The organism is Funiculus sociatus GB2-C1 (assembly GCF_039962115.1).
GTDB classification, from domain to species: Bacteria; Cyanobacteriota; Cyanobacteriia; order Cyanobacteriales; family FACHB-T130; genus Funiculus; species Funiculus sociatus.
Genome location: NZ_JAMPKJ010000033.1, coordinates 14,552 through 31,453, shown reverse-complemented (window position 1 = coordinate 31,453; position 16,902 = coordinate 14,552). Strand labels below are relative to the sequence as shown.

Annotated in this window: 29 protein-coding genes; 1 reads left to right on the top strand and 28 read right to left on the bottom strand. The window is 47.9% G+C overall.

The features are described 5' to 3' along the window. Positions 1-293: 293 nt before the first annotated feature. From NDI42_RS16325 to NDI42_RS16315, 3 genes are all read right to left on the bottom strand, one after another. Positions 294-776, bottom strand: a complete 483-nt coding sequence (locus tag NDI42_RS16325; RefSeq protein ID WP_190459375.1) for a hypothetical protein — start codon at positions 774-776, stop codon at positions 294-296. 246 nt (positions 777-1,022) lie between these two features. Next, positions 1,023-1,286 carry a hypothetical protein gene (locus tag NDI42_RS16320; RefSeq protein ID WP_348231430.1) on the bottom strand — a complete coding sequence of 88 codons (264 nt, stop codon included), beginning with the start codon at positions 1,284-1,286 and terminating at the stop codon, positions 1,023-1,025. A gap of 11 nt (positions 1,287-1,297) precedes the next feature. Further along, complete coding sequence (locus NDI42_RS16315; protein ID WP_190424397.1) at positions 1,298-1,645, bottom strand: helix-turn-helix transcriptional regulator; 348 nt, start codon at positions 1,643-1,645, stop codon at positions 1,298-1,300. A gap of 243 nt (positions 1,646-1,888) precedes the next feature. On the opposite strand from NDI42_RS16315, the gene NDI42_RS16310 reads away from it, so the two are divergent. Beyond that, positions 1,889-2,326 (top strand): hypothetical protein, encoded by a 438-nt coding sequence (locus NDI42_RS16310; protein ID WP_190459372.1) that lies wholly within the window; start codon positions 1,889-1,891, stop codon positions 2,324-2,326. 53 nt (positions 2,327-2,379) lie between these two features. Here NDI42_RS16310 and prfA read toward each other — a convergent pair whose 3' ends face one another. From prfA to rpsC, 25 genes are all read right to left on the bottom strand, one after another. After that, a complete protein-coding gene (gene prfA / locus NDI42_RS16305) occupies positions 2,380-3,477 on the bottom strand; it encodes a peptide chain release factor 1 (protein WP_190459370.1) in 1,098 nt (365 codons plus the stop codon). Positions 3,478-3,571: 94 nt separating this feature from the next. Beyond that, positions 3,572-3,826: a 50S ribosomal protein L31 gene (gene rpmE, locus NDI42_RS16300; protein ID WP_190424391.1), complete on the bottom strand. Its 255-nt coding sequence runs from the start codon at positions 3,824-3,826 to the stop codon at positions 3,572-3,574. A gap of 134 nt (positions 3,827-3,960) precedes the next feature. Continuing rightward, positions 3,961-4,374, bottom strand: coding sequence for a 30S ribosomal protein S9 (gene rpsI / locus NDI42_RS16295; RefSeq protein WP_190424389.1), 414 nt, complete (start codon positions 4,372-4,374; stop codon positions 3,961-3,963). Then, on the bottom strand, positions 4,374-4,826 hold the full coding sequence (gene rplM / locus NDI42_RS16290) for a 50S ribosomal protein L13 (protein WP_190424388.1): 453 nt from the start codon (positions 4,824-4,826) through the stop codon (positions 4,374-4,376). The genes rpsI and rplM overlap by 1 nt, the downstream gene beginning before the upstream one ends. A 38-nt stretch (positions 4,827-4,864) precedes the next feature. Next, positions 4,865-5,797, bottom strand: coding sequence for a tRNA pseudouridine(38-40) synthase TruA (truA, locus tag NDI42_RS16285; RefSeq protein WP_190459368.1), 933 nt, complete (start codon positions 5,795-5,797; stop codon positions 4,865-4,867). 62 nt (positions 5,798-5,859) lie between these two features. After that, positions 5,860-6,210, bottom strand: coding sequence for a 50S ribosomal protein L17 (rplQ, locus tag NDI42_RS16280; RefSeq protein ID WP_190424386.1), 351 nt, complete (start codon positions 6,208-6,210; stop codon positions 5,860-5,862). Between the two features lie 93 nt (positions 6,211-6,303). Beyond that, entirely contained in the window at positions 6,304-7,272 is a 969-nt protein-coding gene (locus tag NDI42_RS16275; protein ID WP_190424514.1) for a DNA-directed RNA polymerase subunit alpha, read from the bottom strand. Positions 7,273-7,390: 118 nt separating this feature from the next. Continuing rightward, on the bottom strand, positions 7,391-7,786 hold the full coding sequence (gene rpsK, locus NDI42_RS16270; protein WP_190424385.1) for a 30S ribosomal protein S11: 396 nt from the start codon (positions 7,784-7,786) through the stop codon (positions 7,391-7,393). Positions 7,787-7,890: 104 nt separating this feature from the next. Continuing rightward, positions 7,891-8,274 carry a 30S ribosomal protein S13 gene (rpsM, locus tag NDI42_RS16265; RefSeq protein ID WP_190424384.1) on the bottom strand — a complete coding sequence of 128 codons (384 nt, stop codon included), beginning with the start codon at positions 8,272-8,274 and terminating at the stop codon, positions 7,891-7,893. A 62-nt stretch (positions 8,275-8,336) separates the two neighbouring features. Beyond that, entirely contained in the window at positions 8,337-8,450 is a 114-nt protein-coding gene (rpmJ, locus tag NDI42_RS16260; RefSeq protein ID WP_071782548.1) for a 50S ribosomal protein L36, read from the bottom strand. Positions 8,451-8,575: 125 nt separating this feature from the next. Next, positions 8,576-8,803: a translation initiation factor IF-1 gene (gene infA, locus NDI42_RS16255; RefSeq protein WP_015203280.1), complete on the bottom strand. Its 228-nt coding sequence runs from the start codon at positions 8,801-8,803 to the stop codon at positions 8,576-8,578. A gap of 153 nt (positions 8,804-8,956) precedes the next feature. Next, positions 8,957-9,523 (bottom strand): adenylate kinase, encoded by a 567-nt coding sequence (locus NDI42_RS16250; protein ID WP_190459366.1) that lies wholly within the window; start codon positions 9,521-9,523, stop codon positions 8,957-8,959. Then, complete coding sequence (gene secY / locus NDI42_RS16245; RefSeq protein ID WP_190459365.1) at positions 9,523-10,863, bottom strand: preprotein translocase subunit SecY; 1,341 nt, start codon at positions 10,861-10,863, stop codon at positions 9,523-9,525. Before secY ends, NDI42_RS16250 begins: the two co-directional genes overlap by 1 nt. Before the next feature lie 53 nt (positions 10,864-10,916). After that, entirely contained in the window at positions 10,917-11,369 is a 453-nt protein-coding gene (gene rplO, locus NDI42_RS16240; RefSeq protein ID WP_190424381.1) for a 50S ribosomal protein L15, read from the bottom strand. A 128-nt stretch (positions 11,370-11,497) separates the two neighbouring features. Beyond that, a complete protein-coding gene (gene rpsE, locus NDI42_RS16235; RefSeq protein ID WP_190424512.1) occupies positions 11,498-12,022 on the bottom strand; it encodes a 30S ribosomal protein S5 in 525 nt (174 codons plus the stop codon). Between the two features lie 102 nt (positions 12,023-12,124). After that, a complete protein-coding gene (gene rplR, locus NDI42_RS16230) occupies positions 12,125-12,487 on the bottom strand; it encodes a 50S ribosomal protein L18 (protein WP_190424380.1) in 363 nt (120 codons plus the stop codon). A gap of 2 nt (positions 12,488-12,489) precedes the next feature. Next, entirely contained in the window at positions 12,490-13,029 is a 540-nt protein-coding gene (rplF, locus tag NDI42_RS16225; RefSeq protein WP_190424379.1) for a 50S ribosomal protein L6, read from the bottom strand. Between the two features lie 123 nt (positions 13,030-13,152). Further along, the gene (gene rpsH, locus NDI42_RS16220; RefSeq protein WP_190424378.1) at positions 13,153-13,554 is read right to left on the bottom strand and encodes a 30S ribosomal protein S8; all 402 of its coding nucleotides are present in this window, start codon (positions 13,552-13,554) and stop codon (positions 13,153-13,155) included. A 24-nt stretch (positions 13,555-13,578) separates the two neighbouring features. Next, a complete protein-coding gene (gene rplE, locus NDI42_RS16215) occupies positions 13,579-14,124 on the bottom strand; it encodes a 50S ribosomal protein L5 (RefSeq protein WP_190424377.1) in 546 nt (181 codons plus the stop codon). A gap of 90 nt (positions 14,125-14,214) precedes the next feature. Then, entirely contained in the window at positions 14,215-14,580 is a 366-nt protein-coding gene (gene rplX, locus NDI42_RS16210) for a 50S ribosomal protein L24 (protein WP_242017833.1), read from the bottom strand. After that, a complete protein-coding gene (gene rplN, locus NDI42_RS16205) occupies positions 14,580-14,948 on the bottom strand; it encodes a 50S ribosomal protein L14 (RefSeq protein ID WP_190424376.1) in 369 nt (122 codons plus the stop codon). Before rplN ends, rplX begins: the two co-directional genes overlap by 1 nt. A 168-nt stretch (positions 14,949-15,116) precedes the next feature. After that, positions 15,117-15,362, bottom strand: coding sequence for a 30S ribosomal protein S17 (gene rpsQ, locus NDI42_RS16200; RefSeq protein WP_190424375.1), 246 nt, complete (start codon positions 15,360-15,362; stop codon positions 15,117-15,119). Between the two features lie 11 nt (positions 15,363-15,373). Further along, positions 15,374-15,628: a 50S ribosomal protein L29 gene (rpmC, locus tag NDI42_RS16195; protein ID WP_190424374.1), complete on the bottom strand. Its 255-nt coding sequence runs from the start codon at positions 15,626-15,628 to the stop codon at positions 15,374-15,376. Between the two features lie 3 nt (positions 15,629-15,631). Continuing rightward, on the bottom strand, positions 15,632-16,051 hold the full coding sequence (gene rplP / locus NDI42_RS16190; protein WP_190424373.1) for a 50S ribosomal protein L16: 420 nt from the start codon (positions 16,049-16,051) through the stop codon (positions 15,632-15,634). A 72-nt stretch (positions 16,052-16,123) separates the two neighbouring features. Next, entirely contained in the window at positions 16,124-16,852 is a 729-nt protein-coding gene (gene rpsC, locus NDI42_RS16185) for a 30S ribosomal protein S3 (RefSeq protein WP_190424372.1), read from the bottom strand. Positions 16,853-16,902: the final 50 nt, after the last annotated feature.

Below are 16,902 nucleotides of genomic sequence, written 5' to 3'. Positions count from 1 at the left end.
TAAATTGAGTGCTGGCAACCCTACACAAGGCAGATTCAAGAATCTAAGGGTAGGGGCGGTAGGGTAACGTTATTGCTTGGGAGCATTTCACGTTTATGCACTCAGGCTGTTTTTGCCTCGCTCACGCCGATACCGACTTTGGAAGAATCAGAATAATTGTAGGTTGCGCCCGTGCAAAATAATGAAACCCAACAATTGCCTTTATAGCTTTGATTTTCATTATTTTAACCCAACCTACAGTTACTTTTTTTTGAGTTTTGGGAGGCTATCTTAAAACAAGCGCGCTTTGTTTCTTAATCGTGTCCATCCCGGACTTCAATTAATTCCTCAATCGATTTACCTACGATTCTGGCGATCGCTCCTAGCTGGCTATCACTAACTTCTTTCCCAGCATAAATTTCTTTCAGTTCTCTCCACGACAATCTATAAGAATCGCAGAAGCGAACAAACTCTTTATCACTTATGTCTAGTGCTTCTTGTCTGTCGCGCAGGAGGTAAGCGATCGCTCCCGTTCCATTCTGGGGGCGTTCGGTGCTTTCTATGTATTTTTTCATCAACTCATTGACTTTATTTGTGTCACCCCCGGACTCAAGTATTAAGTCAAAACAAGCCATTTTAAATGCTTTGCGTAATCTTTCATTATCATTGAGAAATTCAATAATTTTACTTGCATAGTCTGGCTTTACAAATCCGACTACTGTCTCTTTGTAGTAAATCGGAGAATAAGCATCGTTGGCGTCAAACTTCCAGTTTACAGATTGATTATTTTGCGGCATTTTAGCACCTCCTGACGACAGCTACCTTTACAAGCTTTTCGGGCAAATCATTAGGACTGAAACTTTAAAATTTATACATTTTATGTGCTGAGAATATTGTTTTATAATACATTAATTATCTATTTTATATTTTTAATAGAAATAAACTACAATAAAATAATATTTTTGAAAAGCATTAGTCAAACTTTTCTGGCTGCCAAGAAAGTTAGGCGAGATAATCAGTTGTTTTTTAGGTAATGGCGAGAATTATCCCAGCTTTGTAGCAGGAGTCCAGCCCATAACCGTTCTTAACCAATTTTGCCAGAATTTCAGGCTAGGGATAGTGGCGTAGAAGGCCAAACCAATTGATAAGCTCTTTTGCTTGCTGGTTTTCGCCGCCAGCATTTGGTAGGGCCGCCGCAAAAGAGCTGATTTAACTTTTTCTTGGTCTTCGAGTGCGATCGCTTCCGCTTGCGGCAAAATATTGCCCTTGCTAACTTCAGGAGCGAGCGCACACGCAACACGCAACAACCAGATCGGCTTCAGCTACCTGAAGATTCAGCCGCAGTAGCAAACCTCTCCGCTGCGGCTTGAACGATCATCGCCACCTGAGTCAGAGGCATATATTTAATTTGTCTCAAAATCTGATTCAAATCTGAGGATTCTGACACTGGCTTCCCCTCCAAACAGCTGAGGATCTCCTCCAAGGTGTAACCTGCTCTCTTTGCGATCTGAGCCAAATTTTCCATATCGGGAACTGTCACCCCCTTTTCCCAATACTGAACAGCGGTAGCAGAAACTCCTAAAAGCTTGCCGAACGCTCGCTGACTCATCGATCCACGAGCTAGTTTAATGATTTCAATCAGTTTTTCTCTACTTTCGATGTTCACGCCTAGACAGCTACTCAACCGCATCTACAAGTTTAGTTGTCATTCATTACATCTAAACTTATAGCTTGACAAGTCTGCTTTGAAAAAACTATATTAAAAGTATACTTAAAGAAAGCTAAGTCTACTTTTAAAGGTCATCAAAAAAATAACCTGACTGGTTTGAACTGGAAACAGCTTGGCTTTGTAAGGTAGCACAGCAGGTAAATTTTTGAGAAAACATCAAAAAATCAGCGGTGGCTAACAATGAGCAACAGACTCAGCAGAAAGACTGGTAAGAGGCGATCGCCTCTTAGCCTCACAGCCTCAGGATGGCTCAAACCTAAGCGATGGCAGATTTCCCGCCTAGACGCAGCCGACGCGCTTTTGATGCCTCTAGAGCGAATTGTCAAGGTGTATCCAAAACGTCATCAGGTGATTGTGGTATTCCTGAACGAGCAAGGTCAAAAGTGCAGTTCTTTTTTCAGTTATCGGTTGTTTGGACGTTGGCAGACGGAAGCGATCGCGGAGATTTTAAGTTGCAAGAACTTGGAAGTATTAGCGAATCTGGAAGAGGTTGTCCAGTACGATATACAGCGGTTTAACTACCTTCCTGAGATGGCGGATGCAATTTGGGATGCGCTGCTAGACCAGATTACTCGGTTGGCGGTAGCGGAGCGCTTTGCCAAAGAAGCTGTTAAATAAAAAACCCAGCCGTTTAAATGCAGCTGGGGAATTGCTATACATGAAGCTTTATTTTAGTTAGCAGTAGAAGCAGCTAGCTCTGCCAAACGCTCCTGCTGATCTTGAGAGATACAAGCCTGAATAATACCTTCCAGATCGCCTTCGAGAACTGGATTGAGGCTGTAATTCTGATTCAGGCGATGGTCTGTCACCCGGTTATCTTTGTAATTGTAGGTGCGGATTTTTTCTGAGCGAGAGCCAGTGCCTACCTGAGAGCGACGCATGGAAGTAACAGCTTCCTGTTGTTCGTGCAGCTTTATTTCGTAAAGCTTGGCGCGGAGGATTTGCATCGCCCGCTCTTTGTTTTGCAGCTGACTTCTCTCTTCAGTACAGAAAATCCGAATTCCTGTTGGTTTGTGGATCAGGTCAACAGCGGTTTCCACCTTGTTGACGTTTTGACCACCCGCACCACCAGAACGAGCGGTTTTGAGTTCAATATCCTTCGGGTCAATGTGGATCTCCACATCATCCACCTCTGGCATTACGGCCACGGTTGCGGTTGAGGTGTGAACTCGTCCGCCCGCCTCCGTCAGAGGTACGCGCTGCACCCGATGTACACCAGCTTCATACTTCAGCTGGCTGTAAACATCGTCGCCCTTGATTTCCAGAATTGCCTCTTTAAAGCCGCCCATCTCTGCTAGTGACTCACTGAGCAAGCTAACTTTCCAGTTTTGGGTCTCAGCATAGCGCGAGTACATCCGCACCAAATCACCAGCCCAAATACTCGCCTCATCTCCGCCAGTACCAGCGCGAATTTCCAGCATGATGTTTTTGTCATCATTGGGATCGCTGGGCAAAAGCAAAATTTTGAGGCGCGTTTCCAGTTGTTCTAGTTTTTGCTCTAATTCCTTTACTTCCAGGGCTGCCATTTCCTGGAACTCTGGATCGCTGGCAGATTCCTTGAGTACCTGTTTTGCGCCCCCCAAATCTTGCCCCGTCGCCTTCCACGTTTCGTAGGTGTTGACAGTTTCCTCCAAGGACGAACGAGCCTTCGCGACTCGTTGATACTCGTTTGGGTTGTTGGCAATATCTGGATCTGCCAGTCGGCGGGTCAACTCATTAAAGGTTTGCTCAACGGATTTTAGTTTCTCCAGCAGGTATGTTTCAGCCATTGGTCTGCGATCGCTCCATAAAAACAGCTTTGTTGCTTAACATCAATAACTTCGACCCCATAGGCGGGTCGTGCTACCGAGCATAGCAACCCCGCTATTTTTTATTGTTGGAGCCAGCATCACCAGCTTGAGATTGATCCCCTTCCAGCATCCCGTATTTCCGCAGGAAGCGCTCAACCCGTCCTTCCGTGTCAATAATTTTCTGCGTACCAGTGTAAAACGGGTGGTTGCCAGACCAAACATCAACGTGAAGTTCTGGCTTAGTGGAACCAACGGTCATCACTAATTCCCCGTTGCAGTACACTTTAGCTTCCGGATACCACTCCGGATGAATTCCTTGTTTTGCCATAATTACTTGTCTGCTCCTCGACAATTTTCATTGCCTATGTTTATTGTAGCTTTCAAATCTGGGCAGTCACCCAAAGCCTTTTTAGGCAAAGGACAAGACGCTTCGGGCAACCCAAAAGCCTCTCGCCTTTATTCTTATCGCTTAGAGTACTGCGGAGCTTTACGAGCTTTGTGCAAGCCGTATTTCTTCCGCTCTTTGGCGCGGGGATCGCGGGTTAAGTAGCCTTCGCTTTTCAAAGGCTGACGGTTGTCTGGATCGAGCTGACACAAAGCTCTTGCGACTCCCAACCGAATCGAGTCTGATTGACCAGTTAAGCCACCACCGTGAGCTTTCACCAGAATGTCATACTCATTTTCCAGTCCCAGAGTTTCCAGGGGAGCTTTGGCTGCTGAGAGGTAAGCTGAATTGTAGTTGAAGTAGTTGTCGCCAGGGCGGTCATTAACAATCATCTGACCGCTACCAGGTACCAGGCGAACTCTCGCCACGGAAGATTTGCGGCGACCAGTTCCCCAGTACATAACGCGACCACTTTGTTCTGTTGCTTGCATTAATTTTCTCCTGGGATTGTATTAATCTTGACTTCCTGGGGTTTTTGTGATTCGTGGGGATGTGATGGCCCCGGATAAACTTTGAGCTTGGTAAATAGTTGTCTTCCCAGAGAATTTTTGGGGAGCATTCCGCGCACGGCGGTTTCGATGATCCGCTCTGGCATCCGATCTTGCAGCTTAGCGAAGGTTTCAGTCTTCATCCCGCCTGGACGCCCGGAATGTCTCCGGTATAGCTTCTGGGTACGTTTTTTACCAGTAACAACGACTTTCTCGGCATTGACGACAACCACGAAGTCGCCTGTGTCCATGTGAGGAGTGAAAATTGGTTTGTTTTTTCCACGCAGGATCATGGCAATTTCACTCGCCAAACGCCCCAGCCGTTGATCTGCGGCATCGACGACGTACCAATTGCGCTCGATAGAGTCTAGAGAAGGGAGAGGAGTTTTGTTCATAATTTTGTCCGTTGGTAGGACAGGCACGACGCCTGTCGTCAGTTGTCTGTCTTATAGAGAAGATGATTACCGCAAGTCTTCGTTCGTTGCCCGTCTTGTAGAGACGGAGATTGTCCTTGTCTTGGCAGTGGAAAAACAACGGACGAAGGACCAAAGGCGAATTTGGGCTGGGTGTCAAACCAAATTTCGGGGGGAAAGGGGATATCTGGGTAGCCGACTCGCAACAGGCAAAGACCTTTTGCTGGGGCAGAATATTTTACTTCATGCCGCCGCTCATTTACCCACAAATCGGTAAAGTTTTCTGGCGATCGCTCACCCCTTCCCACTTGCACCAGTAAGCCCACCAGCAGCCGCACCATGCCATACAGAAATCCATTTGCCTGAATCTCAATATAAATAAATGAGCCTTCTCGGTGGCATTGAGCCTCCTGCACGTCCACCCAAGAATGCGATCGCGCCGAATGCGCTCTCATGAAAGCAGCCAGATGGTGGTTCCCTATCAAAGGGTTCAAAGCTGCCTGGATGAGAGATTCGTCTAGTGGTGCATAATAATAATGCCAACTGAAGGGCTGCACAAACAAGTTTGGCTTACGATCTGTATAAATCGTGTAGCGATATCTGCGCCAACAGGCAGAAAATCGGGAGTGCCAGTTATCATCGACCGCAGCTGAGGCTCGAATCAGAATATCCTTGGGCAGTTGGCTATTGAGAACACCCGCCCACTTATCAGCGGGGATCGAACCAACTGCCTCAAAGTGTGCCACTTGCGCTGCCGCATGAACACCGCTATCTGTGCGCCCTGCACCGTACAAGGTAACTTTTCGCCCCTGCACCCTGGACAAAACTGTTTCAATTTCTTCCTGCACAGTGCGCCCATTCGCTTGCCGCTGCCAGCCATGAAAATGAGTACCCAAGTATTGGATTACCAAGGCGACTCGCTGTTTGTCCGTTGTTTCTTGTCCTTTGTGCATGGCTGATTGCCAATTGCTAATTGCTACCTCTTGTGATTAGCTATTAGCCATTAGCACCTTCTTCAGACCAACTCGATAATTGCCATTTCGGCATTATCACCCCGACGCCGCACGGTATGCAGGATACGGGTGTAGCCGCCGTTACGCTCTCCATAGCGGCTAGCAGCTTGCTCAAACAGGGCATGAACCAGCTGTTTGTCGTAGATATAGCCCATAGCTTGCCTGCGGGCTGACAGAGAACCATCTTTTGCCAAAGTAATCATTTTGTCCACTTCCGAGCGAACCGCCTTGGCTCGCGTTTGGGTGGTAGTGATTCTACCCTGGCGAATTAGTTCGGTTGCCAGCGATCGCAATAGCGCTCGACGCTGGTCAGCAGGCTTACCTAATTTTGGAACACGACGTCTGTGACGCATAACAATTTTGGATTTTGGTTTGAAAGTTTATAAGAAATTGAAAAAAGTTAGGAGGCGAGGAGTTCTTAACTCTTAACTCCTAACTCTTTCACTTCAAGTAGGTTTTGCCGCCTTTTCGTGCGGCAGCGTGATCCCAAGTCGCCGCTGCAAAGCTTCGATGACTTCTTCTGCCGACTTTTGACCAAAGTTTTTAATCTCCAGCAGATCCTCCTGGCTGTAATCCAGCAAGTCAGCTACAGAGTTAATCTGCGCCCTCTTGAGACAGTTGTAGGCTCGTACTGAGAGCTGCAATTCTTCTATTGGGATCTGGCTGGTAGGATCTTCATTATCAGGATAATCAACCGTCATCGGATCGAGGGTGATATCTTTCAGGGGGTTGAATAGATCCACCAGGATACTTGCGGCTTGAGACAGTGCTTCTTGGGGAGTCAGACTGCCATTAGTCCAAATTTCCAATATCAGCCGATCTCTTTCCAGAGAACCGTCAATGCGGGCATCTTCAACGCTGTAGTTGACTTTATGCACTGGCATAAACACGGCATCAATTTGGAGGAAGTCCAGAGCAGCAGCTTCGTCGCGTCCTCGATCAACTGCTCGATATCCTTTCCCTCTTTCGATGCGAAACTCCATTTCCAGCCTAGCGTCGTCCGCCAGGGTAGCAATATACTGGTTAGGATCAACTGCATCAACTTCAGTTGGTAAATCAAATCGTCCGGCTGTCACCGTCGCTGGACCTGTGACGGCTAATCGAGCAATTTGGGGATGAGAAGAGTGACTTTTGAGTACAATGTCCTTCATATTCAGGAGAATTTCTAGGACATCTTCCCGCACCCCCTCAATTGTGGCAAACTCATGATTAACCCCTGCAATCCGGACAGCTGTCACAGCCGTACCTTCCAAGTTAGACAATAGAACCCGCCTCAGCGCATTGCCTACGGTGGTGCCTTGACCGCGCTCTAGAGGCTCCAAGACAAATTTGCTATATTGGCTACGATTGTTCTCAGTTTTGGACTCTACACACTCGATTTGAAACTGCGCCACGGAGTGACCTCCCTTCTTCATAAAACCCCTGGAAAGCACGTAAAAGTGCTTTTCCAGCATTGCCCCTGCTGTTCCAAGGCACAACAGCAGTTAGCTGTTAGCCAATATCCGCTAATTGCTAGTTGCTTTTAAAGCAATCCTAGACTCGACGCCGCTTGGGCGGACGACAGCCATTATGAGGAATTGGCGTCACATCTCGAATGAGCGTTATTTCCAGTCCTGCCCCTTGCAGCGCCCGAATCGCGGTTTCTCGACCAGCTCCGGGACCACTAACCATTACTTCAATCTGACGCATTCCCTGATCGGTCGCTCGGCGAGCGGCACTTTCAGCGGCGGTCTGAGCGGCAAAAGGTGTTCCCTTTTTGGCTCCCTTGAAGCCACTGGAGCCTGCTGAAGCCCAGGAAAGTACGTCCCCGTTGGTATCGGAAATCGTGACGATGGTGTTGTTAAAGGTGGACTGGATGAAGGCTACGCCATTGGGTACGTTGCGTTTTTGCTTTTTTGCACCAGTTTTCTTGGTTGGTTGTCGCGCCATGAGGGTCTAGTTGACAGTAGTTATAATGGTTTTGCTGAATTGGTAGGTCAATTAGCTAATGAGGGTAGCTGCATTTTAAAAAGCAGCTAACAGGCTCTTAATGGCTATTTCGGCCCTGGTGCTTTTCTCTTACCCGCGACCGTAAGCCTTCTACCGCGACGGGTTCTGGCATTGGTACGAGTTCTTTGCCCTCTAACTGGCAGACCCATACGATGACGCCGCCCCCGATAGGAGCCGATATCAATCAGCCGCTTGATGCTCATAGACTCAAAGCGCCTGAGATCCCCTTCAACTTGATAGTTGCTTTCTACTGCTTCGCGCAGGGAAGCAACGTCGGCGTCACTCAAGTCTTTAACTCTTGTGTCTGGATTAACCTTCGTTGCTACCAATATCTCTTTGGAGCGCGAGAGTCCAATTCCGTATATGTAAGTAAGACCAATTTCAACTCGTTTGTCGCGAGGAAGGTCTACCCCAGCAATCCGTGCCACGCTTGTTGTCTCCCTAGTCTTGCTTTTGTGCTATAGATTTGTTCTGGTGTAGTTAGGTTACGTTAACCTTGGCGTTGCTTGTGTTTTGGGTTGGAACAGATTACCATAACCCGGCCGCGCCGACGAATGACGCGGCATTTTTCGCAAATCTTTCGGACTGATGCTCGAACTTTCATGCCTATTTTGGCTACATTGCAAGCTCTATATTATAACACTTGTTAGGTGCATTTGTAAGTTAATTTGCCAGGGCAAATTTTTAATAAGACAAGCTTATTTAAGAGTGAACCGTTTTTAGTTACGGCTACTTTTTGTTACGCAGTCGGTAGGTAATTCTGCCTTTAGTCAGGTCGTAGGGGGTTAGTTCCACTTTGACGCGATCGCCCGGCAGAATCTTGATGTAATTTCGCCGGATTTTGCCGGAGATATGAGCTAATACATTAAATCCATTATCCAAATCAACGCGAAACATAGCATTAGGCAACGATTCTGTCACCGTGCCTTCCATTTCAATTAAGTCTTGTTTAGCCAAGTTGTCTTTTCCTCAATTTTTCTGTTTTTAGACGCGCATCATAGGGCTGATTGTCGGTCAAGGCTTTCTTAACATATTTTATCAAAAAATCAACCCATCGGTTTGAGGTCAGTACCCGCTGCTAGTCTGGCAACAGACTGACCCCAAAAAAGATTAATGATGCACCACCTGTTTGAGTGCGTTAGTGACTTCATCAAGCGAGCGATCGCCATCAACTGAAACCAACTTCGAGCGATCATTATAGAAATCAATCAACGGTGCCGTCAGGGAGCGATATACTTCCAAACGGTTGCGAATGACATCTTCCTTATCATCACTCCGGCCTTCCTTGCGCCCTCGTTCCAACATCCTTGCGACCAACACTTCATCTGGGACTTCCAGGTTAAGCGCGTACTTAATACCCTGGTTCAATTCCTGTAGCAGTGAATCCAGAAAAGTCGCCTGGGAGACGTTACGAGGAAAACCATCCAAAATCCAACCAGGTTTGGCATCAGATTCAAGAAGGCGATCGCGGATCATATCCAAAATCAGCTCATCAGGAACCAACTCACCGCTATCCATGTACCCCTTGGCCTTTAGACCGAGTGGAGTTCCAGCAGCCTTGGCATTTCGTAAAATGTCACCCGTGGAAATGTGCGGAATTTCCAGCTCCTGAGCCAGAATTTGTGCTTGAGTTCCTTTTCCCGCCCCAGGCGGCCCCAAAAAAATCAATCGCGTCACTACTGCTTCACCATTCCTTCATACCGCTGGGAGATGACATAAGTTTGAATTTGCTTAGCTGTATCAATTGCAACACCCACCAAAATCAGCAAAGAGGTAGCTCCCAGCCCCTGAAAGGTAGTAATCCCAGTAACACTTTCCACAGCTGTTGGCACGACTGCCACCAAACCCAAAAAGATAGCGCCTAAGAATGTCAATCGATTCAACACCCGCTCAACATACTCGCTAGTGGCACGACCCGGACGAATACCAGGAATACTGGCACCCATCTTTTTCAGGTTCTGTGACATATCTACCGGGTTCACAATCAGAGAAGCGTAGAAATAGCTGAAAAACAGAATCAAGATGAGATAAACCGTCACATAAACCCACGGCATCTGACCACTTGGGTTGAGAGCATTAGCAACCTGGGTCAAAATTAGATGGAGTTGAGACAACAACTGGTTGTTGCCACTGTTTTGAGTAATCTGAGCTAGAAAACTAGGGAAAATCAAAACCGAAGACGCAAAGATGATCGGCATAACGCCGCCCTGATTGAGTCGCAACGGCAGGTAATTAGTTCTTTCCCGATAAAGTCTTCTGCCCACCTGACGGCGTGCCGAAATAATCGGTATTCGCCTGGTTCCCTCCTGAACAAACACAATCCCCAGGATCATCACCAGGAACACTACGAGCAGAATAATTACAGGACCCACATTGCGATTATCAAGCTGGGCGTAATTAATAGTTTGCCCAAGGGAACGAGGTAGAACCGCCACGATATTGATAAAAATCAACAGTGAAGCACCGTTGCCAATTCCCCGTTCAGTAATCAGTTCCGACACCCACATGACAAACATTGAACCTGCTGTCAGTGCCAGTGCTGTCTCGGCCATGAACAGAGGCCCGCGAACATCCGTCGCATAACGCTCAAGCCACCCGGCAATGAAGGTACTTTGAAGCAAAGCTCCCCCCAGCGCTACATAGCGAGTAACCTGAGAGATTTTTCGCCGCCCTGCTTCCCCCTCATCCTTCTGCAATTTCTCCAAAGCTGGGATAGCAGCTGTGAGCAACTGGATAATGATGGAGGCATTAATATAGGGCAAAATCCCTAAAGCGAAAATCCCCAAGGCAGAAATACCGCCCCCTGAGAAGATATCCAAAAATCCAATTAAGGGGCTATTTTGAATATCTCTACCAAACGCGGCTCGGTCAATACCTGGTACGGGCAGAAAGATGCCAACGCGAACTAAAATTAGCAGACCGATGGTAACTAGCAGCCGGCCCCTAAGACCAGCTGCCTGAGCCATCTGCAAAAAAGTTTCCTGAGCAGTTGGAGTTTTATCTCGACTAACAACCATGAAGCGATACCTCTACGTCATCGAGCAGGCGCTGGCACACACAATGCTTAACCCTATCGGGCAGCGACAACTTCGCAGCTGCCGCCAGCTGCTTCAATTTTGCTGCGAGCCGAGCCTGTAAAAGCAGCTGCTTTTACATTCAGAGCCACGTTCAGATCCCCGTCTCCGAGAATTTTTAGAGGCCCGTCGTTGGAGGTGACAATACCACGATCTATTAATGAGGTTAGGTTCACCTCTGTATCAGCAGGGAGTGATGCCAGCTTACTTACGTTGATCGTAGTGTACTGTTTACGATTTACGACCGTAAAGTGCTTTAACTTGGGTAGGCGGCGGTAAAGGGGCATTTGTCCACCTTCAAATCCGGGTCGCGTACCCCGACCGGATCTTGATTTTTGTCCGCGCATACCAAAGCCACCGCTAGCGCCTTGACCAGCTGCAATACCGCGACCTATGCGACGGCGGCGCTTCTTTGAGCCTTTTTTAGGAACTGCGTCTTCTAATCTCATGTCTTTTGTCCTTTGTCAGTTGTCAGTTGTCAGTTGCCAGTTGCCAGTAGACGTTTGAAGGTTTGAACGTTTCAACGAGAAACCTACCCAACGTTCCAACTTTCCAACTCTTGCCTGACCACTGACTATTAAGCGTAGAGGTTTTCAATGGGGATACCGCGTTCTTCAGCCACATCGGAAAATGTCCGCAAGGTGGAGAGAGCGTTGATGGCGGCTCTAGCGTTGTTCAAGGGATTGTTAGAACCCAGCTGTTTTGCTAGGATATTGCGAACCCCAGCTAATTCCAGCACCGTGCGAACGGCACCCCCGGCAATTACCCCTGTTCCAGGGGCTGCTGGCCGCATCATCACTTTGGCACCACCACCGTCACCGTTGATGGGATGAGGAATGGAATTTGATTTAGTCAAAGGGATGTCAATCAAATGCTTTTTGCCGTCGGCGACACCTTTACGAACAGCTCCAATTACGTCGCTAGCTTTGCCGACACCAACACCAACTTGCCCACGCTCATTGCCAATAACGACGATGGCGCGGAAGCTGAGTTTTTTACCGCCTTTGACGACCTTGCTGACGCGACGGATTTGGATCACCCGTTCTTGAAATGTAGTTTCTTTTTCCCGACGTGCAGAATTTTTACGACGTTCTTTTGCCATTGCTTTATCTTGAACCATTACAGTGAAAGTAAAAACTAAAAAGGCAAAAGCAAGAAAACTAGGAAAAATATAAAATTTCTTTTACCTTTTGCCTTTTGTCCTTTAAAAATCCAACCCAGCTTCGCGGGCCGCATCTGCGAGGGCTTTGATGCGACCGTGGTAAAGGTTGCCGCCGCGGTCAAAGACAACTTTTGTGATACCAACTTCGAGCGATCGCTCGGCAATTAGCTTACCTACTTCTACGGAGGCTGCTACATTCGCTCCTCCTTCTAGGCGCGATTTCAGCTCTGGCTCTAGGGTAGAGGCAGCAGCTAGGGTACGCTGTTGAGCATCGTCAATCACCTGAGCATAAATATGCTGGTTGGAGCGAAAGACGGCTAAACGAGGGCGATTGCCTGTACCGTTCACCTTGCGACGTACCCGCCGATGCCGACGGTGAATTGATTCTTTCCGAGTTAGCTTCATTTTTACTTCTTACCTGCCTTTCCAGCTTTACGTCTCACCACTTCACCGGCGTAGCGGATACCTTTACCCTTGTATACTTCCGGTGGGCGGACAGCGCGAATTTTGGCTGCAATGTTCCCCACGATTTCTTTATCAATACCGCTCACAATGACATTGGTGTTGTTTTCCACCGCCATCTGAACGCCTTCTGGGGGGTCAATTTGCACCGGGTGACTGTAACCCACGTTCAAAATTAAATTGCGACCTTGAACTGAGGCGCGATAACCGACACCCTGGATTTCTAAACGTCGCTGGAACCCTTGAGAAACCCCATCAACCATGTTGGCAACCAAAGTCCGCGACAAGCCGTGGCGCTGGCGAGCTGCACGAGATTCATCCCGTCGCTTCACTACAATCGTTTCGCCTTCCTGCTCGATGATCACCTGCTCTGGCAGAACCCTGGAAAGTTCACCTTTAGGGCCTTTAACTGCCACATGTTGACCGTCAATGGCAACTTGAACTTTAGCGGGAATATTAATGGGGCGCTTGCCAATACGAGACATAACTAATTACTCCTTTTTTTTGTCAGTTGTCCCTGGGCGTTTGAACGTTTGAACGTTTGAAAGTTGTTAGAACAAAAGTCCCTTTCTAACGTTTTAATTTGACAACGTTCCAGTGACCAATGACTACCAGATGTAGCACAGCACTTCCCCGCCTACCCCCTGACGCCGCGCATCCCGGTCAGTCATAATGCCACTGGAGGTAGAAATGATCGCAATTCCAATACCGCCCAGCACACGGGGTAAGTCTTTACGGTTGGAATATACCCTAAGTCCTGGTTTGCTGACCCGCTTCAATGTGTTGATAATCGGTTGGCGATTCTTGCCTTTGTATTTTAAGGAAACCAGCAGGTGTCGCTCGATGCCCTCGCCAACTTCTTCAAAATCAGCAATGAAGCCTTCAGCTTTCAGGACTTGAGCAATGCTCTTCGTCATTTTCGTTGCTGGTATTTCTGTTGTTTGATGCCGCGCCATATTCGCATTCCGAATGCGAGTCAGCATATCTGCTATTGTGTCGTTTGCCGCCATTGTTCCCTCCTTATTATGACTGCCTCAGTTATCCCGGAAGGGCATTCCCATTTCTTTGAGTAAGGCGCGGCCCTCTTCGTCGGTATTTGCTGTGGTGATGATTGAAATGTCCATGCCACGAATTTGATCGATGCTGTCGTATTCTATTTCTGGAAATATCAGCTGCTCTCTAATGCCTAAGCTGTAATTTCCTCGACCATCAAAGCTCTTGGGACTGATACCGCGAAAGTCCCGAATGCGTGGCAATGACAGGTTGATTAATCGATCAAGAAAGGCATACATCCGATCTCCTCGTAGTGTTACCATTACGCCCACTGGCATACCTTGACGAAGTTTAAAACCTGCGATCGCTTTTTTCGCCCGTGTCACCACAGGCTTTTGACCCGCGATCTTGGCAATTTCGTTAAGGGAAGATTCCAGCGCTTTAGCGTTAGTAGATGCCTCTCCTAAACCTCGATTAATCGAGACCTTTACAATTTTGGGTACCTGATGGACATTGGTGTAATTAAACCGATCTGTCAGTTTAGGAACAATTGTCTCTTGGTACAGCGTTTTCAGTTTTTGTGCCATTGGTTTTTTCCTTCATGCCCTGGGCTTGGTCAGGGAAAATAGTAGTTAACAATTAGCCGACTGGCAATTAGCTTGCACAGCTAATTGCTATTAGTCAATGATTTCTCCAGTCTTTTTGAGCATCCGCACTTTACGACCTTCTTCATTAAAGGTGTAACAAATGCGGCTGGCAATTTTTTGGCTGGTCGAATAAAGCATAACGTTAGAGCTGTGAATCGGGGCTTCTATCGTAACGATTTGACCGGATTCACCTTCTTGCTGAGGTTTGACGTGCTTGGTTTTGATGTTAACCCCTTTAACAATTACCCGGCTTTCTTCGGGAATCGCTTTTAATATTTCACCAACCTTGCCTTTATCTCGACCAGCGATTACTTGCACTGTATCGCCCTTTTTTACGTGCATTTTATAGCGCACTTTCGGCTGGGAGCCGTTTCTTTTAAACTGTTTTGTTGCCATTAGAGTACCTCTGGAGCCAGGGAAACAATTTTGGTGAAATTTTTGTCGCGCAGTTCCCGTGCGACTGGACCGAAAACGCGAGTTCCCCTGGGGTTGCCATCTGCGTTGATGATTACGGCGGCGTTATCGTCAAAGCGAATACTCATACCGCTGTCCCGGCGCATATTCTTCTTGGTGCGGACAATTACGGCTCGTACAACGTCGGACTTTTTGACTGCCATGTTGGGGATAGCGTCTTTGACAACGGCGATGATCACATCGCCAACGCCGCCATAGCGCCGACTGCTGGCACCTAAGACGCGGATGCACATCAATTTGCGAGCGCCGCTGTTATCTGCGACATTTAGGTAGCTTTGAGGTTGAATCATAGTTTTGAGTTTTGAGTTTTGCTCCAGCTGGATACTTCCGTTGCTCCGGAGTTTTGAATAATAGTTTTGAGTTTTAAGTTTTGAGTTTTGAAGCCGGAAGAATTTAAGAAATTCTAGACTTGGAATTTTTAACTCAAAACTCAGCTCTCAAAACTCATAACTTTCTTATTAAGCCTCGCGATTGAGAATTTCAGCGACTGTCCAGCGTTTAGTGCGACTCAAGGGGCGCGTTTCTGTAATTCGGACGCGATCGCCCACTTTGCACTCATTCTCCTCATCGTGAGCCTTGTACCGCTTCGTGTTTACCACAATTTTTCCGTATTTCGGATGTGGCGAACGGTTTTCCACGGCGACCACTACGGTCTTTTGCATTTTGTCGCTGACGACCACGCCAACTCGTTCTTTAACTGCCATTGGGGTCTACTCTACTCCTGGGATTGTGCATCTGGCTGCGGTTCTGGGGCTGGCTGGTTATCCGTTGCCGCCCGTTGCCGCTCACCTTCCACGGTCAACAGCTGACCTAACCGATGCTTCATATGCTTGAACTGATGTGGCTTTTCCAGGCGTCGGGTTGCCTGTTGCATCCGCAAATCAAACAGCTGCTGTTTGACAGCTAAAATCTCATCAGCCAGTTCTTGGTCATTTAAATTTCTGGCTTCTTCTATCTTGGGCAGAGGCATAATTTACACCTGTTCCCCTTCACGTGTGATGAACTTTGTTTTAATCGGCAATTTGTTGGAGGCCAGACGCATTGCCTCGCGGGCAGTTGCTTCCGGTACCCCGGCAATCTCAAACAAGATCCGCCCTGGCTTGACTACAGCTACCCAAAACTCTGGTGAACCTTTACCAGAACCCATCCGGGTTTCGGCTGGACGCATGGTTACTGGTTTGTCTGGGAAGATACGAATCCAGATTTTGCCACCCCGGCGGATATAGCGGTTCATGGCTCGACGGCTGGCTTCAATTTGGCGGGATGTAATCCAGGCTGGTTCTGTGGACTGGAGGCCAAAGTCACCAAAGTTTAGGTCACTGCCTCTGGTTGCCAACCCGTTCATCCGCCCGCGCTGCTGTTTGCGAAATTTAGTTCTTCTGGGACTTAACATGATTTGTCCTTTGCTAACTGCTAATTGCTAATTTCTTCTTACTAATAGCGGATAGCTATTAGCAATTAGCTATTACTCATTTGAGCGGTCTTCAAATTGCTGGCGGCGGCGCTGTTGGCGACGCCGGGGTTGAGCATTATTAGGAGCAGGCACTTCTTCCTGACCTGGAATAACCTCGCCTTTGAAGATCCAAACCTTAACGCCAAGAATCCCGTAGATGGTTTTGGCGGTGCGGTAAGCATAGTCGATGTCTGCCCGGAGGGTATGTAGTGGTACTCTACCTTCCCGCGTCCACTCGGTTCGAGCAATTTCTGCCCCATTTAACCGTCCGCTTACTTGCACTTTAATTCCCTGGACTTCAGCGCGTTGAGCGCGTTGAATTGCCTGACGCACGACTCGCCGGAAGGAGACTCGTCGTTCCAGCTGCTGGGCGATGTACTCGGCAATCAGCCCCGCATCGGCATCCACCCGCGCCACTTCAATAACGTTGATCCGGATTTGCCGATTACTGCCGCCTAGAGCTTCAAGAAGCTTGGAGCGTAATTCTTCAATGCCTTGACCACCTCGACCTACCACAACACCCGGTCTAGCTGTGTGGATTTCCAAATCGATTTGGTCGGCTTTGCGCTCGATCCTCACTTGAGAGATACCAGCGTTAGCGAGTTTTTTCTCCACTACCTGCCGAATGGTGTGGTCTTCTTGCAGGAGTTCTGGGTAGCGCTTAGCATCCGCAAACCAACGGGAGCGATGTTCTTGGGTGATACCCAGTCGAAAACCAATTGGATGAATTTTCTGTCCCACGAATGCTTCCTCTAAATCAGTGCTGAGTGATGAGTGCTGAGGACTGAGTA